This window comes from Streptomyces sp. DH-12 (assembly GCF_002899455.1).
Classification (GTDB): domain Bacteria; phylum Actinomycetota; class Actinomycetes; order Streptomycetales; family Streptomycetaceae; genus Streptomyces.
On the sequence record NZ_PPFB01000002.1, the window covers coordinates 50,882 to 67,714 of the forward strand.

General features: G+C 70.3%; 15 protein-coding genes. 6 read left to right on the forward strand and 9 right to left on the reverse strand.

Annotated elements, in window-relative coordinates:
- The first annotated feature begins 63 nt into the window (after nt 1–63).
- From C1708_RS33075 to C1708_RS33095, 5 genes are all read left to right on the forward strand, one after another.
- Nucleotides 64–2,382 (forward strand): UvrD-helicase domain-containing protein, encoded by a 2,319-nt coding sequence (locus tag C1708_RS33075; protein ID WP_106416611.1) that lies wholly within the window; start codon nt 64–66, stop codon nt 2,380–2,382.
- A gap of 315 nt (nt 2,383–2,697) precedes the next feature.
- Nucleotides 2,698–3,312, forward strand: a complete 615-nt coding sequence (locus C1708_RS33080) for a hypothetical protein (RefSeq protein WP_106416612.1) — start codon at nt 2,698–2,700, stop codon at nt 3,310–3,312.
- Nucleotides 3,313–3,469: 157 nt separating this feature from the next.
- The gene (locus tag C1708_RS33085) at nt 3,470–3,805 is read left to right on the forward strand and encodes a hypothetical protein (protein WP_106416613.1); all 336 of its coding nucleotides are present in this window, start codon (nt 3,470–3,472) and stop codon (nt 3,803–3,805) included.
- 134 nt (nt 3,806–3,939) lie between these two features.
- Nucleotides 3,940–4,242, forward strand: coding sequence for a hypothetical protein (locus tag C1708_RS33090; protein WP_106416614.1), 303 nt, complete (start codon nt 3,940–3,942; stop codon nt 4,240–4,242).
- Nucleotides 4,239–5,285 (forward strand): zeta toxin family protein, encoded by a 1,047-nt coding sequence (locus tag C1708_RS33095; RefSeq protein ID WP_106416615.1) that lies wholly within the window; start codon nt 4,239–4,241, stop codon nt 5,283–5,285. Before C1708_RS33090 ends, C1708_RS33095 begins: the two co-directional genes overlap by 4 nt.
- A gap of 208 nt (nt 5,286–5,493) precedes the next feature.
- Here the strand turns inward: C1708_RS33095 and C1708_RS33100 are convergent, their stop codons facing one another.
- From C1708_RS33100 to C1708_RS33140, 9 genes are read right to left on the reverse strand one after another with little or no spacing between them, the layout of a single operon-like run.
- A complete protein-coding gene (locus tag C1708_RS33100) occupies nt 5,494–6,837 on the reverse strand; it encodes a pentapeptide repeat-containing protein (protein WP_106416616.1) in 1,344 nt (447 codons plus the stop codon).
- The gene (locus C1708_RS33105; RefSeq protein ID WP_106416617.1) at nt 6,834–7,424 is read right to left on the reverse strand and encodes a DUF4913 domain-containing protein; all 591 of its coding nucleotides are present in this window, start codon (nt 7,422–7,424) and stop codon (nt 6,834–6,836) included. The genes C1708_RS33100 and C1708_RS33105 overlap by 4 nt, the downstream gene beginning before the upstream one ends.
- A complete protein-coding gene (locus tag C1708_RS33110) occupies nt 7,414–9,159 on the reverse strand; it encodes a type IV secretory system conjugative DNA transfer family protein (protein ID WP_106416618.1) in 1,746 nt (581 codons plus the stop codon). The genes C1708_RS33105 and C1708_RS33110 overlap by 11 nt, the downstream gene beginning before the upstream one ends.
- Nucleotides 9,159–10,739, reverse strand: coding sequence for a putative type IV secretion/conjugal transfer ATPase (locus tag C1708_RS33115; protein ID WP_106416619.1), 1,581 nt, complete (start codon nt 10,737–10,739; stop codon nt 9,159–9,161). Before C1708_RS33115 ends, C1708_RS33110 begins: the two co-directional genes overlap by 1 nt.
- Before the next feature lie 4 nt (nt 10,740–10,743).
- Complete coding sequence (locus C1708_RS33120; RefSeq protein ID WP_241911491.1) at nt 10,744–12,195, reverse strand: SCO6880 family protein; 1,452 nt, start codon at nt 12,193–12,195, stop codon at nt 10,744–10,746.
- Nucleotides 12,192–13,709 (reverse strand): hypothetical protein, encoded by a 1,518-nt coding sequence (locus tag C1708_RS33125; RefSeq protein WP_133169114.1) that lies wholly within the window; start codon nt 13,707–13,709, stop codon nt 12,192–12,194. Before C1708_RS33125 ends, C1708_RS33120 begins: the two co-directional genes overlap by 4 nt.
- On the reverse strand, nt 13,706–14,455 hold the full coding sequence (locus C1708_RS33130) for a hypothetical protein (RefSeq protein WP_241911492.1): 750 nt from the start codon (nt 14,453–14,455) through the stop codon (nt 13,706–13,708). Before C1708_RS33130 ends, C1708_RS33125 begins: the two co-directional genes overlap by 4 nt.
- A 50-nt stretch (nt 14,456–14,505) precedes the next feature.
- Entirely contained in the window at nt 14,506–14,775 is a 270-nt protein-coding gene (locus tag C1708_RS33135) for a hypothetical protein (RefSeq protein ID WP_241911493.1), read from the reverse strand.
- Between the two features lie 2 nt (nt 14,776–14,777).
- A complete protein-coding gene (locus C1708_RS33140; protein WP_133169115.1) occupies nt 14,778–15,152 on the reverse strand; it encodes a hypothetical protein in 375 nt (124 codons plus the stop codon).
- Between the two features lie 628 nt (nt 15,153–15,780).
- Between C1708_RS33140 and C1708_RS33145 the strand changes: the two genes are divergently transcribed.
- Complete coding sequence (locus C1708_RS33145; protein WP_241911494.1) at nt 15,781–16,821, forward strand: C40 family peptidase; 1,041 nt, start codon at nt 15,781–15,783, stop codon at nt 16,819–16,821.
- Nucleotides 16,822–16,833: the final 12 nt, after the last annotated feature.

Sequence of the window (16,833 nt, forward strand, 5' to 3'; positions counted from 1 at the left end):
CCCGGTTGGTATGACCTCTGCGACTCCCACAACTCCCCGGCGACGGAAGGCAGCACTGATCCCATGACCGCCCGGCTCAGCCTGTATCAGAAGGCCGAACAGGAGCTGTACAAGCTCGACCGCTCGGTCAAGGGCAAGTTCTACGACTTCTGCCACCGCTTCCGCGAGGACCCGGACCACCCCGGCCTGGACCTCAAGCCCCTCAAGGGCGACGGCCGGGTCTTCCGCGCCAAGGTCGACCAGTCGTACCGCGCCCTGCTGGCCAGGGCGGGCGTCGACGAAAAGGGCCAGGAGAACTGGCTCGTCATCGCGGTACGCCACCGCAAGCACGTCTACGAGGAACTCTCGGTCGCGATCAACCGGGTCACCGGCGAGATCGAGTTCGTGGACCTCTCCGTGGTGGGCGAGAGCGTGCTGCGCCGCGCGGGCGTCACCCTCACCCCCACCGAACCCGAGCCCCGGCCCGCCCCGCAGCCGGAACCGGAACCCGAGCCCGAGCCCGACCCGGCCGCCGCCGAGCCCCTGCTCACCGGCGTCACCGCGGACGACCTGCGGGACCTCGGCGTCGCCGACCAGCTCATCGACCTCGCACTCGCCGTCACCGACAGCGACGAACTCGACCAGCTGGTCGAGGGTGCGCCGCTGCTGTCCAAGGACATCCTGTACGGGCTCGCCGCCGGCATGCCCCTCGACGAGGTCCGCGCGGAGATCACCGCCCCCGTCAAGGTCGACCTCGGCCAGGACTACGCGCAGGACCTCGGCGCCGCGCTCGCCCGCACCACCGTCACCACCATCGACGCCGACATCCAGGCCGCCCTGGAAGAGGGCGACTTCCGCGCCTGGAAGGTCTTCCTGCACCCCACCCAGGCCAAGCTCGTCCACCGCGCCTACAACGGCCCGGCCCGCGTCTCGGGCGGTCCCGGCACCGGCAAGACCATCGTCGCCCTGCACCGGGTCAGGCACCTGGCGCAGCAACTGCCACCCGGGCACAACAAGCCCATCCTGCTGACGACGTTCACCAAGAACCTCACCACCGACCTGCGTGCCCGCCTCGCCTCACTGATGGAGCCGGAGCTGCTCGCCCGCGTGGAGATCGCCCACATCGACCAGCTCGCCGCGCGGGTCCTCAGCGAGAACTCCGTCAAGGGCGCATCCCGTCAGCGCGTGTACGACAGCACCGCGCTCAACGTGCTGCGTCAGCTCCTCCTCGAGCTCGACGAGCGCCGCTGGGACGCCGAGTTCCTCTACGAGGAGTGGGACCAGGTGATCCTCGGCCAGTCCATCGGCACCCGCAAGGCGTACTTCGACGCCCGCCGGGCCGGCCGCGGCCGTTCCGTCACCCGCCCCGAACGCGCGCAGATCTGGAAGATCCTGGAGCAGTTCACGGCCCGCCTGGACAAGGAGGGCCTGGAGACCTGGGGGCAGGCTGCCGAACGCGCCGCCCGGCTCGAGGCGGAGCGCGACGCGAAGATCAGGGCCCGGCAGGAACACAAGGAAGCCGTCGGCGGCAAGGATCTCATCCACCGCGACGACGGCTCCGGCATGCGCTTCCTCCACCACCGCTACCGGCACATCGTCGTCGACGAGGCACAGGACCTGCGCGCCGCCCACTGGAAGATGCTGCGCGCCATGGTCGCCCCCGGCCCCGACGACCTGTTCATCGCCGGCGACACCCACCAGCGCATCTACGACCAGCAGGTCACCCTCTCCACCGTCGGCATCAACATCCGGGGCCGCTCCGCCCGGCTCACCCTCAGCTACCGCACCACCCGGGAGATCCTCTCCCGGGCCCTGCGGGTGGTGGACCTCACCGGCAAGGACCTCGCCTACGACGACCTCGACGACAGCACCGACACCCTCGACGGATACCGCTCCGTCCTCCGGGGCCCCGCGCCCGACCTGGTCGGCTGTGACTCCTGGGAGGACGAGCTCGACCGGCTCGCCACGGTGCTGACCACCTGGCGCGAGGAGATCGCGACGGGCAACGGCGGCGCCGGCCCGCGCCGCGACCCGCGCGGCAGCATCGCCGTGTGCGTCGCGGAGCGGGACATGGTCAGCCAGGTGATGTTCCACCTGGCCACCAAGGCGGGCATCACCGTCGCCGAGCTCACCAAGGACGGCCCCAAGGGAGACGGCGAGGTGCACGTCGGCACGATGCACCGCTTCAAGGGCCTTGAGTACCAGAAGCTCGCCATCGTCGGTGCCCGCGACGGCGTCATCCCCCGCACGGAGATCCTCGAGCGTTACCGCACCACCGACCCGAGGCGCTACGCCCGCGAGGAACTCAGGGCCCGCTCGCTCCTCTTCGTCGCCGCGACCCGCGCCCGCGACGCGCTGCGCATCAGCTGGTACGACAGGCCGAGCCCGTATCTGCCGGTCTGAAAGGCGTCACGGCTTCGGAAGGGCCGTGTTGCGGCGGGTCGCTCCCGGGCGAGAGGGGGCGTGTTCAGTAGACCTCTGTCCAGGCCAAAGGGGGACCTTCATCCAGAACGCCCAGGACACCTTGGGGTTCCTGTCCGAGACGCTCCGGGTCGCCCGCGTCATCGTGGACGCCAGGAAACACCCAGACGAAGCCCACCATGTAGAACGCTCGCCGCGTTCATTGAAAATTCTCCATTGACGGCCTCCGTGCGACGCTGGCAGACTCACGGGCATATAGAAAATCAATGAACGCGGCAAGGATTGTCCGGAGGGCTCGTGAAGATCACTATCGAGGGCGCGTCGCCCGAGTTCGAGCGCAAACTCCTCGACCTGCTCGCCGAGCACCGTAGGGAGTTGACGGTCGCCGTCGACACGGAGTGGAACGCGGACCGCGCCGCGCGATACCTGCGCACCCTGCCCAGCTCGGCCCGGAGCTTCTTGGAGGAAGTCGTCAAGGGGAAGGGGTATGCCGACGCCGCCGCTCTGCGGGACCTGTTCGGCTCGTTGCGCGGCCCGACCATCGCCCTGTCCCGGGCCATCCCGCGCGGAGTCAAGGCGGGCTGGTGGCCGGAGGGGATCGCCGCACCAGTCCAGGCCGTCTACGACCCGGCCAATCCCTCGTGGCAACGGGCCATCGGTTACTCCATGGACAAGGCCGTCCTCTCCGTCTTCATCGACGCGCTCTGGGACGTCTTCGGCAACGGGCCGGGCGACCCCCGGGCGCACATGGACCCCGAGCAGCTCGCAGAGGTGATGATCCGGGAGGATGCGGAGGCACTGCGCCGCGAGGAGGAACGGGAAGCGCGCCCGGGCCACCCGCCGGCCATCCGCTGGGCGGACACCGACGATGTGCCGAGCGCCCTGGACATCCTGGACGGGGAGGACCAGTGACGGCGAAGTTAGGGGGTTGCGCGGCTAACTCCGGTCTCCCGCACGGTCGGCCCGGCTCGTCCAACAGGCGGGCGTCGTCGACTTCTTGGAGGTCCACCGTGTTCCCTGCTCGCTGCGCCGCTTGCTCCGTCCATCCCGCGGAGTGAGGCCCGCACCCATGTCCTCGCTTATCGATGTGCCCGGTCTGGTCACCACCCTGCTCGGCGCCGCCCTGCTGGCGGGCGCCGGCGCCACGGGACGGCGGATGCTGTCCCGCCGCCCGCGAACCACCCAGCGGGTAGACGCCACAGCGTCGGAAGGACCCCGCATGCTCCGCCGCTACACCCTGCTGCGCACCACCGGTCCGAACGGTGTCCCAGCGCAGTACGACACGACCCGGCCGCCGGGCACCGTCATCACGCACCCCGTCAATGGCCACCCGCAGCGCTTCGAACTCACCGACGTGCCGTTCGGCGACGGCAGCTTCGTCGCCGAGCCGCTCGACCACCTGTAGAAGGACCCTCCGGTGCCGCGCCTTCTTCCGGCTCGATCGAGAACGGCCAGCGGAACAACCGGAACCGAAAGACGGTCGAACACCCGCCCATAGCCGACGACAATGTGCACCACGAACACGTAAGGGGGAAGAGCATGCCCAATGGCATCTCCATCACTGACCAGTTGGAACCGCACGAGTGGTCCAACGAGGAGACGGCGGCGTACGAAGCCGCGATCGAGGCGATCAACGGAGCGGTGGGCGCCTACAGCGCGGTCATCTCCGCCGAGGAGGCCAAGGCCGCCCCGGACCAGAGCGTCATCGAGGACGCCCGCGCCGCACAGGCGCAGCTGGCCCGCGAACGCGAGGGCCTGCACTCCTCCGACCGCGAGCAGATCGCAGCGGCCCGGGCCCGCTACGCACAGCTCGCCCGCGAGGTCCTGGCGGGGATCGCGTGATCGACCCCGCGGAAGTTGAACGGTACCGACTGCCCCCAGAGGAGAACGAGCGGATCTTCCGCGAGCGGATCGTGCCCGACCTGCTCCAGGGCCGCGCCTCGCAGGAGACGCCCACGGTCGTCTTCCTCGTCGGCCAGCCCGGCGCCGGCAAGAGCCGGGTCACCGAGATGGTCGCCGCCCAGCTCAACCGGCACGGCGGATTCGTAGACGTCGACAGCGACCTCTACAAGCCGTACCACCCGGCGTACGCGGAGCTGATGGCCCAGGACGACACCCTCATGGCCGCCTACACCCGCGCCGACGGACGGGCCTGGATGGCGCAGGCCGAACAGTACGTCCGCGACCACGGCCTGCACGCCATCATCCAGGAGACCTCCCAGAACGCTGAGGCCGTCGAGCGGAAGATGCGCGCCTACCGGACCGCCGGGGCGCGGATCGAAGGGCTTTTCATGGGGGTGCCGCAGGCGATGAGCAACCAGGGCATCGTCGCCCGGTACTTCGAGCAGCTCGCCGACCGCGGCCAGGGACGGCTCACCGTGCAGGCCAACGCCGACGAGTCCTACCGCGGCATCCTCGACCTGGCCGACCGCGTCGACACCGGCACGCTGGTCGACCTGGCCAGCGTCTACCGACGCGGCGAGGCCAAACCCCGCTACAGCAACACCCTGGACGAGACGGGGGCCTGGACGAACCCACCGGCCCTGCGGCAAAGCCTCGAAAGCGAACGCGCCCGCCCCTGGACCGACACCGAGAGCACCGGCTTCGTCGTCACGCAGCTGCGGTTGCGCGAGGCAAGCCGCGGTCTCGGTGGCGAATGGCCCGCCCGTCTCGCCACGATCGAAGCCCAGGCCCGACCGCTGCTGACCCCTGCCGCCGGCGCCCGGCTCGGACCGGCCAGGCCATCGTCGGCGGCTGCACGCTCCCGCAGCACCACCACGGGCAGGCGGCCGTCGACTTCCGAAGGGGCGAAGCCATCAGAGCGGCCGCCGACCGAGGGCTACCAGCCGCCCGGATCCGAGCAACGCCGAGGACCGAGCAAATAGCCCCGGACAGCGTCCCGCAGGCGTCCACTGGCGCCTGCGGGACCGTCCGACCACCGCCTTGCACTGCGCGCGCCGCCAGCCGCATGTTCTGGCTCATGCGGCAGGGCTGCGAGGGTTTGGGCCGCCACGCCGGCGGCCCAAACCCTCACTTGCTGCCGTAGTCCGCAAAGGCCGGCACAGACCGGCGAGCACCCCGCGCCCGTACCTGCTATGACTCCGGGATCCACGGCGCTGAGAGAAGAACCGTCTCAGGAATGGGGAAACCGACAGCTTCGAGAAGACCACGGGGAACGGGGCCAGCCGCGCCGGAGAAGGTGACCGCGCCGCCAGCGAAAATCACGTCATTGAAGCGCACGTCGCAACCAGAGAACGTTGTCGCCTCGAAGTTCGTTAGGCCGCCGGAGAACGTCACGTGCCGGAAGAACACCACACCGTCGGAGAACGACGCACGGTTGAAGAGCAACGCAGCACCGGAGACCGTTGAAAAGTTGAAGTCGATGTATCCGCCACTGAACCTTGAACCGGCGAAGTCCACCGTGCCGCCGGAAAATGTTACCTCCCGGAAGGACACATTACTGCCAGAGAAATCCGCGTCACCGAAGTCCACATCGCCGCCAGAAAAAGTTGCCCAGTCAAAGCGCACCTCACTGCCGGCGAATACCGCGTCACCGAATTCCACCGTGCCGCCGGAGAACGTCGATTTTCCGAAAAGCACCTCGCCGCCGGCGAATACCGCGTCACCGAAGTGCACCCTGCCCCCGGAGAACGTCGCACCGCCAAAAGACACTGTGCCGCCGGAGAACGTCGCACCACCGAACGACACCATGCCGTCGGAGAACGTCGCACCACCGAACGACACTGTGCCGCCGGAGAACGTCGCACCGGAGAAGTTCATGGCGCCGTCGATGGTGACGTCTGTGAGGTCGAGGTCATATCCCTGCCAGGAGCCATGTGTTCCCTGGGGGCGTCGGTAATGCTCGGCGATGAGACGCAGAATCGTATGCCGGACCTTACGCAAAGCCAGGTAGCGATGGTGTTCCTCCTGATGGGCAGGGTCGCTGCCGGGATCGGGGGTGTAGGGGAGTTGGAGGTAGGCGCACAGGACGTCGATGCAGGTCTGGCGCAGGCCTTGGTCGGGTGCGTCGTCGGCGAGTCCGGCCAGAGCGTGGACACCACCGAGTTGGATCGCCGGGGAGTCAGAGCCGAGTTGTTCGACGGCCTTTGTGAAGCGCTCGGTGTGAAGCCGAGTGACGTCCCGGTGGGCTCCTGATTCGTCGACCCGCTGGCGGCGGTAGGCGACGACCAGGGCGACGAGCGCCCCAGCCCCGGCGACCACTCCGAAAGAAAGTTTCACCAGGTCGAACAGCGTCTTGGCGTCGAGTTTGGCGGTGGTGTCGACCTCCTGGAAATCCAGCAGGAGGACCAGACCGAAGAAGACGCCGCCCGCCACGAGGATGGCTGCGGCGAAGATGACGGCCAGGGCCCTGCCAAGTTTCCACAGCCGCAGCTCGCGGTCGGATGGCGCCAGGTGTGAGGGTCGGTTGTCCGTCATGGCGTGGGGGACTTCCAGGCGCTGGGGACAGTTCCGGGCAGGCGGTGGCCAATCTGGTGCTCGCCCTTGGTGCAGCCGGTGAAGGGTCCGCTAGGGCTGCGCAGTTCACGGATGCAGGGGTCCAGGTGGTCGCGGTGCCAGACGCTGGGGCCGGTGTAGCCGCAGGTGGCGGGGTCCGTGAGTTCCTGCCAGGCCAGCCAGCAGGCGTGGAGGCGGGCTACGGCTACGGGGTGCTCGAACCAGAGGTGGCACCAGCGGGCGTCTGCGCTGGGCTCGCCCAGGTAGCCGGGGACGAGGACGCCCTCGACCCACTCGATCAGGGCGCGCAGTTCGTCGTCATACTCCGGTGAGTCGAGCAGGAGGATGAACGGCGGGTACTTCCACTCCTCCTCGTCCTCCTCGCTGTCGGTGTCCTCGGCGGCCGTGTCACCGGCGGCCGCCGGGCCCGGGGTCGGGTCCGGGCCTCCGGCTGCGGCGAGGGCCTGGATCTGGGCCGTCAGGGCGGCGATCTGAGCCTTGAGGTCCTCGATGTCCTCGAACAGGCCGACCGGCACGTCGAACCGCGGCTCGTCGGGGTCACCGGCCACTGCGCTCTGCCTGCCTCTCCTCGTACGCGGCGACCGCCCGCTTGGTGATGGCGGCCTCCTCGGTCTTCATCTGCGGGCCGATGTGGGCCATCGCCTTCTCCGCGTACCAGGGGCGGAGGCGGATCTGGGCAACGGGCATGCCGGTGGACAGCAGCAGGGCGGTGCCCTTGCGCATGGCGCGGATCTCGGCGGGGTCGAGCACCTGTTCCCGCTGCTCGGACCAGCTGCGGCTGCCGCCGTCCTTGCTCTTGGAGTACGAGCCGCGCTCGACGTAGTGGGCACCGGCCAGCGTAGAGACGTCCTGGGCGAACTTCGCGTCGTCCATGCCGACGCCGATGATCTTCTTCGTGGCGGCCGACCACATGGCGTCCATACCGATCTCGCCCCAGGCGGCGACGCCCTGACGGTAGCTCTGGAGGATCACGAAGGGGGTGATGCCGCGGCTGCCGAGGTGGCTGTAGAGGTCGGGCAGGTCCTTGATCCGGCAGATGTTGGCGGCCTCGTCGAGCACGGCCCGCATGGGCTCGGGGAGGCGGCCGCCGTGGCGTTCGCCGGCTTCGGCGGCCGCGGTGAACACGGCGTCGGCGAGGGCGGCGACGACGGCGGAGGCGGGGCCGCCCTTCTTCGACAGCAGGTAGAGGGTGTCGGTGCTGAGCGCGAACTGCTCGGGGTCGAACCGTGGGTGCCGGTCGTCGGGGGTGACCCAGGCGAGGACCTTCTCGTCGCGCAGGGCGCTGACGGCGGTCCGCGCGTTCTGGTAGATCCCGGACTGGGTCTCCTCGGCGATGTTGATGGAGGAGTCGACCTGTTCGGCGAGGACGGGTTCGTGCTGGTAGAGGATGCGCAGGGGCGCCTTCTCCTTGGGGTCGGCCAGCCACGCCATCACGTCGCGGACGGTGCCGCCGTCGTGGTAGGCGGCGCGGAAGAGGCCGACCAGCAGGTCACCGGCTGCCTGGCTCCAGAAGGGGTCGGCCTGTTCGCTGGTGATCTGGTTGACGAAGTGGCTGGCGAGGCGTTCGGCGCCTTCCAGCGTCTCCGCCTGGGCGATCATGTCCCACCACATCTGCCGCTCGGCCTGGGCGACGCCCTGGGTGTCGAGCACCCAGGTGCGGCCGACCTTCGCGCGGGAGGCGAGGGTGGCGGCGTAGACGTCGGCCTTGTTGCTGGTCATCAGCAGGGCGCCGGGGGCTTCCTCAGCCACCGGGATGGCCAGGGACGTCGACTTGCCCGCGCGGGGCGCCATGATGGCGACGTAGGTGTCCTCGTCGCTGCCGCGCAGCTCCACGCCGGAGGGCAGGTGGTCGCCGAGCAGCACGCCCCGGTCGCGCGGCGGGACCTTGGAGGGCTTGGTGCCTTTGAGGGAGGCGCGCAGCCGGGTCGCGGTCGCGGCCGCCCGCTTGGGGGTCAGCTCCCGCATCTGGTGCAGCGTCGCCAGACTGCTGGGGTTGCGGAACCAGCGGAACGTCCAGCGCAGGCCCCACACGAGGAACACGACGACGGCCAGGTCCGCCACGGTGGCGCCGACGAGGGACGCGGTCTGCGAGTGCGGCCACGCCGCCGGCCAGTCGGTGGCCATCTGGAAGGCGGCCACGAGCGAGGTGGGGAACGGGGCGACGTCGTCGCCGGTCAGGGCCGCGCCGGCGGCCGCCCCGGCCCAGGTCGACACCGACAGGGTCACGGCGCCGCCGAGGAGGATGCCCCCGGCGGCCCATGCCCGGTCGTTCTCCGTCATCATCAGCTGCCCCCTCCTGCTGCGGCCGTCCGGCGGCGGTTGTGGTCGGTCCGGTACAGGCGCAGCTCGGTCGACGTCAGCTCCAGCGCGGCGGCGATGCCCGGCCGGGTGCCGATCTTGATCAGGTACTTGCCGCGGCCCGGGTGCCGGACGGTCTCCTCGTCCGTCTCGGTGTGCTCGGAGCCGGTGGGGTCGATGTCCAGGCCGGTGCTGGTGGCGCTGGACCATGAGCCGATCATCATGCGTTCCTGCTCGGTGAGGGAGCGCTTGCCGGTGACGCGGCGCAGCTCCTCCTCGGAGGACGCGCCGATCACCCAGGTGTCGCAGCGGTCCATCAGGCCGCGGGCCTTGGCGCGGTCGGTCTCGGTCGGCAGGGCCTCGACGTCCAGCAGCGAGTGGGTGACGTAGATCGTCACGTCGTTTGTGGTGCGGTTGAGGCGGGAGATGGCGTCCATCGCGTCCACCAGGCCGGGACCGCTACGCAGTGCCCGCCACATCTCGTCCATCGGCAGCACGAGGGAGCGGTCCATCATCCCGATGCTGCGGGCGGAGTCGATCGCGCTGTAGGTGTACGCCCAGGTTGCGATCATTCCCGCGCTGACGACGTCGTTGCCGCGGGCCCGCAGCGCGGAGATGTCCACCGACACCGCCGGGGCAGCGATGTCCAACGGAGTGGTGGTGGGGCCGTCGAACAGGCCTTTGAGGGGGCCGCCGATGAGGTTGTCGAGCCCGGCGATCACCGACCGCGTCAGGTCCTGGTAGCGGTCTCCCTCGGCGGCGAGTTTGGTCCGCAGCTCCTCGGGCGCGGCCCGCAGGATGCGGACGACGTCGGCGACCACCGGGTCGCTGCCCGACTCCTGGGCGGCGGAGGCGACCTGGACGGCGGTGTCCAGCGCGGAGCGCTCGATCTCGTTCGGGGACCGGCCCAGTCCGTGCTTGGTGGACAGCAGGGCGACCAGGGTCTCCAGGCGGCGCCCGTTGAGGACGTCGAGCAGGGCCTCGCGCCGCTCCGCGGTCAGGGATGCCGCGCGCCCCTTCAACGGGCCGGAGTCGAGCGGGTTGAGGCGGCCGATGCCGTCGCCGATCCGGACGACGGAGCCGCCGAGCTCACGGATCAGCTCGGTGTACTCGCCCTTGACGTCGCCGGGCACGCACGGCATGAACCCGAACGCGGAGTACACCATGCACATGCGCTTGACCAGCGCGGACTTGCCCGCGCCGGGCTGGGACATCACCCACACGCCCGGGTTGGTCGTCAGCTTGCCCGTCCATCCGCTGGGGTCGATGGCCACCAGCTCGCCCGTGAGCAGGTCGCGCCCGACGGGCACGCCGCGCGGGGGCAGGCCGCTGCCGAGCAGGAAGGGGTAGATGCCGCCCGCCTGGCTAGTCGGCCCAGTGTAGACGGTGCCGGTGTCCTCGACGGGCGAGCGTCCGCCGAAGCGGCCGCCCCAGCCCAGCCGCGGCGCGTAGCGACCCTTCAACCGGGCGGCCAGGCGCCGCTCCTGGCGCGTCGGGGTCTGCTCCGCCTGCGCCACCACACGCTTGGGCGAGGTCAGCGGCACCGGCTTGGTCTTGCGTGCCATGTCGTCAGTCCTTCACCAGCGGGGAGTAGCCGAGCGGCAGTCCGGCGGCGAACACGGCGGCCTGGGCGCCGTAGGCGGGCCGCATGCGGATGCCTCGGGTGGCTTTCACCGCGCGGGCCAGCTCCTGGCGGGCGGCGGGCAGGTCCTCGGTGCTGCGGGCGGTGACGGTCACCATCAGCGTCCAGTCCACGACCTGGGCGCCGCCGGCCACCTGGGCGGCGGCCTTCTCCGCCCGCTGGGCGTCGGCCCGCTGGGACCACTTGGCGCGGCCCTTGACCTCGGCGGTCGCCTGCGCCCGCATGTGCGCGTTGGCGATCTCGCGCTCCAGCACGGCCTCGCCCTCCATCGGGTCGAGCACGCGGTAGGAGAGGGTGATGCGCCTCTGGAAGCGGCCGGGCGCCAGCAGCGGGAGCAGCACCGAGTAGGGGATGGGGCGGCGCGGCATCTCCCGCAGCACCCAGCTGACGGACACTCCCCCGTCGTGAGCGTAGGTCTCCCAGTCGTCGTCGGCGGCCTGCGGCCCGCACTCCGCCCACGACAGCTCCTCGAACTCCGCGTCGCGCGCGTTGAACACCTCGGGGTCGTAGGCGGACCTGACGATCCGGCGCAGGTCGACGTCGGTCGCCCGGCGCTCAATGTCCGTGCCCGTGCCAGACAGGTCCAGGGAGTCGACCACCCGCAGGGCCTCGGCGACCTTCTCGGCGAGGTCAGCCGGCGGGGTCGCGGTCGCGTCGGGGTCCACGGTGACGGTCATCCACGGCGCCACGCTGGCGGTGGCGTGCGGCATCGTGCGCACCAGCTCGTCGATGACCTGCTTGGCCAGCCGGGGCGCGGCCGGGTCCTTGCGGGCCTTGACGTCGTCGCCGAGCGCCGCGCCGGCGCCCGGGGTGATCTGGATGGTGACGCTCGCGCCCTTGATCTGCTCGTCGGTGCTCATCGCGTCCAGCACCGACGACCAGGTGCGCAGGCTGCTCTGCACCGCCGCGGTGGGCGCCATGAGGCTTCCACCCGGCGCCAGCAGGGTGGTGACGGTCATGTAGCCGCTCGTCCGGTTGTGGACGACGCCCACGGCACGGCCGGTGGTCGGGTCGTGTGCCTTGATCAGGGTGCTGCTCGCGCCGACGCCCGGCAGGTCCAGGGCGTACGGGTGGGGCAGCAGCAGCCTGCGGTAGGCGTTGGCGTCGTAGCGGGCGGCCCGTTTCCAGGCGAGTTTGGCCCAGTAGTAGGACAGGGCGGACATGCCGTGTCGGCGTGCGGCGAGCAGCCCGAAGAAGATGAGCGTCAGCGGCAGGGTGACCAGCAGGGAGACCGGCGCCTGGGTGGCGATCAGGCCGTCCGCCGTCAGCACCGCGGCGGCGAGCATCGTCGCGGTCCTCGACAGCCCGCCGAAACCGAAGTCGCGGCGGGCCCGGAAGCCGTCCACGAGCAGTGCCTGCGGGACCTCGTGGGTCGTCACTGATTCCCCCCGCCCATCTGTCCACTGACGCCCTGGATCGCGTCGTTGACGCCGTCCAGGACCTGAATCCCGACTCCTGCGGCGCCGGTCGCGCTCGCCGCTCCTCCGGCCGCGCCGGCGGCCGCGGCCGTCCCCGCACCGGTCGCGGTCGGGCTCGAGGACCCGGCCGCCGCCGCGTCGGCTCCGCCAGCCCCTCCGGACTGGCCCGGCACGCGGGAGTTCTCGTTGCGGGCCGCCTGGGCCTGCGCGTCACCGCCCTGACCGCCGTCCCGGCCCTCTCCCCCGTCACCGGACCGGCCCGGGTTCTGGCCCGCGCCCGGCCGGACCTGGTCGACGTACTGGGCGTGAGAGACGGGATCGGCCGGGGCGTGCCCGCGATCGCTGCCGCCACCGCTGTCGCCGCCCTTCTCCTTCTTCGCGCCCAGGTAGCCCGCGGCCGCCGACAGTGCGCTGCTGGCCCCGCCCGCGCCCATCGCGGAACCGACCGCAGCGCCGAACGGCGCGAAGATCTTGGTGAGCGGCGCGGGAGCCACGATGGCCAGGAACAGCGTGGCGACACCCCTGAGCCAGGCGACCAAGCCCTCGGCGTGGCCGAGTTCGGCGAAACCCACGCAAATGATGATGGCGACGATGGGCTTGTAGGCGATGATGACCAGCCCGCTGGTGATCAGGGTCGGCGCCCACTTACGAGTGGTCTCACCACCGGTACGGCCGCCGCCGGCCACAGGCAGCAGCAGGCAGATGATGGGGATGGCGGCCTGCCGCAGGAAGATCAGCACCATCTGCACGAAGCCGATCAGCAACAGCGCTCCGACCATGCACAGCGCGATGATCGGATTGATGACCGTCGCCGGGACCAGCACCGTGAGGATCTGCTCGTAGGCCGCTCCGTCGTCGGCGAACGTGGCGTCCACCAGGCCCGTGGTCATCGCATCGCCCGCGACGAGCAGCAGGCCGAACAGTCCGACGCCCAGGAACGACAGGACGAGGTTCTCGACCCATCCACCCATCGCCCGTCCGGCGTGTTTGGCCTGCCCTGTGAGCGCCATCTTGGCCAGGTTCCACATCACCCCGGCCACCGCGATCAGCAGCCCGAGCCAGGCCAGCATCCCGGCCAGTGTGGCCTTGCCGCCCCACAGGCCGGTTCCCTCCAGGTCGACCGAGGGCCCTTCCAGACTGAAGGTGATCGTCTTCTTCAGCGACCACGTGGTGGCGTCCCGGGCGGACCTGATGATGTCGCCCACGATGGAGTCCCACACGGCCTTCCACGGGGCCTTCATCGCCTTCTCGACGACCTCGTCGACCTTCTCGCAGGCGGGCGATCCGGTGATGCGGTCGCTGTGTTCTCCGACGTTCCCGGGGAGGGCGTCCCAGATCGAGCTGGACCCCACCCGGCACGCGATCTCGGCAGCATCACCGGGATCGGGCAGGGCCGCCGCCGGGGCCGATGCGGACACCGTCAGCCCGACAACGGCGGCCAGTGCCAGCAGCAGCGCGGCGAGCCGACGCATCATGACGCCTCACGGATAGCGGTCCATCCAGCGGCGTTGAAATCAGCGTCGCCCGGCGCGACGATCGCGGGCTTGTCCGAGGTGTCCGCGTCGGCGAACGCCTTGCCGGACAGCTTCCAGTCGCCATCCGTCCAGGCCGCACCGGACAACGAGCGCGTGTAAGTAGCGCGCTCCTTCGCTGTCTCGCCCGCCTTCTGCACCACGCGGGTGAGCAGCCAGACGCTGACCGCGTCGTCGGACTCCTTGATGACCTTGTAGCCCACCACGGTGTTGCGCATGTACGCGCCTGCGGGCAGCGGCTCCCCGACGGGCAGGCCAAGCTCCTTGTGCAGCATCTTGTCGGTCTGCACCGCGTCCAGCTCGACCTTCTCGGCACCCTCGTCGCTCTGGTCCCCCTCGGCGACGTACGAGCGGTAGATGCGCAGCTGCTCGTCAGTAGCGTCGTGATCGGAGTCGATGCTGATGGAGTTGGCGGCCGCCATCATCGACACGGCGCCCTCGGTGCTCTTGGGATAGCCGACCTGGCTGCCGTGTGCGTCCGTGCGCTTCCCTCGCGGGAGGGCGGCCCACCGGTCCGGCTCGGTCCACTCCTCAGGCCTCGTGTAGGACTCGGCGGGGCTGGGCGAAGCGGATGCGCTGGCACTTCCCCCTGCCGCGCTCGGCGAGCCGGTCTCCTCGTCGTCGCCGCTGAAAGCCATATAGCCCGTCAGCGCGAGGACGGTCGCGAGCAGACCGCCCGCGACCCACATGCTCTTGGAGTTCCTTGTCCCCCTGGTCGGCATTCTTCTCCCCCGCCCGCTCAGCCCGCGATGCCGTTGAGGATGGCGATGAGCGAGCTGGACAGGATTACGGCCGCGGCGCCGCCTCCCATCCACTTGAAGGGCTCGCTGCCGCCGCCGTTGCGGCTCTTGTCGGACACCGCCAGCTTGTAGACACCGAAGCCGACGCCGCCGACGCCGGCGAGGACCAACAGCCACAATCCGTACCCGAAGATCTCGGCCACCGGGCCGTCCATCCCGGGGATCGGCGTCGGCTTCGCCCCAGGGATGAGCGCCGCAAGGTTCGCCATCATCATTTCCCTTCGATCGTGCGCCGCAGCTTCGCGGCCGCGGTCTGGACGCTCCTGTACTCCAGGGCCTCGTCGGCCCCCTTCACGGCCCGCAGCACGGGCAGGTACGGCAGACGCGCCACTCCGGCCAGCCGCCCCTCCAGGGCGCGGACGAGATACCGCGCGTCCTGCACCGGGCCTGCCGGGGCATCGGCCACCCACACCAGCCACGGTTTCGGCAGCGGGCCCCAATTACGCAGGGTCTCCTCCAGGCGCGTCACGCCGTGGAGGGTCGTGTCGGTCACCAGCACCGGTGCCGTGCCGTACGGCAGGACTTCGCCGGGTGCCAGGACGCGGGCCCTCCTGCCGCCGCTGCCGTCGTCGAGCATGGCGGCCACGGTCGCCACTGCAATGCCATTCCCGTCCACGGGCATCAGCGCGTACCGGAGGTCAACCGGTCGGTCAGTGCCCGGGGTTGACATCATCGTTTGGGCGGTCACGCCACAACTCCCCCTGTCGGCCTTGCTTTCGTGACGATATTGGGTTTCTGAGACCACTGAGGCTAGCGTGACCCGCGGACATTCCAGGTCGTCTTTTCCGCGTAGCCAGAGGTCAGGTCACAGGTGTCGCTCTACGGCAGAGAACCGCGATGCGCGTCACGCCCTCCCCAGAGCAAATGCGCAACAGCTTCCGCCCGGTTGAAGGACCGGAGGCCGGTCCCGCCCCCCCGATCCGCGCACGTACACACCAGCCACACCCCCGAGTCGCCGACAGGCTCACGCGGACGCATCTGCACCGGTGATGCGATGGGCACACCGGCAGCCCGCTGGGCAACGCATCCCTCACGCGAGTCAGTCACCGACCCTACGCGATGCGTGATCACGCTCACGGTTCGGCCCCGCCAAACCGGGCCGCGCAGCCTGGGCGTCTCGTGATCTAGTACGGCGGGGACCTGCACGACCGGCACGACAGCGAAGAGAGAGATCGGGCTCTACGGGGGGAAGCGTGAAGGTAGTCGTCGGGGCTGTGGCCGCAGCGACGAGCCTCGTTCTGCTGGCGTTCATGGGCATTGTGTTCGTGGTAGCCGCCGAGGAAGCGGGTGCAGACATCGACATGGCCGACGGCGGAGGCGGCCTGCAGGGGGTCCCGCAGGAATTCCGTTCCTGGATCCTCAAGGCCGACGCCGCTTGCGCCGAACCCGCCATGACCCCGGCTCTGCTCGCCGCGCAGCTGTACCAGGAGAGCAAGTTCAAGACCAGCCGCGCGGAGGCCACCAGCCACGCCGGCGCCCAGGGCCCGGCACAGTTCATGCCCGGCACATGGGCCACCTGGGGGCGGGACGACGACGGCAACGGCGTCGCCTCACCGTGGGACATCGGTGACGCCGTCATGGCGCAGGGCCGCATGATGTGCTCCCTGCTCAAGCAGGCCCAGAGCTCCGGCTACCCGGGCGATGTCAGGGCGCTCGCCCTGGCCGGGTACAACGCCGGATGGGGCCGCGTGGTGGAGTACGGCGGCGTGCCCCCGCAGTCCTTCGCGGGCGGCGAGACCTACAACTACGTGCGGACCATCCTGTCGCTGATGCCCCGCTTCGAGGGCCCCGGACGCCTCCAGGTCTCCGGGTCGGGCACCGGTCCCGATGCTCTGCGCAAGGCAGCCACCCGCATCGGCACCCCCTACGCCTACGGAGGCGGCGGCCCGGACGGCCCGGGCACCGGCTTCTGCGACGGCACCAACGGCTACAAGAACGGCGAGTGCCTGGCCTCCCGCACCGTCGGCTTCGACTGCAGCTCGCTGGTCCAGTACGCCTACTGGCCGAAGGTGAAGCTCCCCCGCACCGCAGCCGCCCAGTACGGCGCCACCAGCGACCGACCCGTCTCCCGCAGCCAGCTCAAGCCGGGCGACCTGCTGTTCTGGGCGCACAACGACGGGTTCATCTACCACGTCGCCATGTACGCGGGCGACGGCAACGTGCTGCACGCACCTCGCACCGGCCGCAACGTCGAGATCGCCCCGCTCACCTCAGCAATGCCGCAGGGCGACTACCTCGGCGCGACCCGCCCCTGACCCCGAAATCAC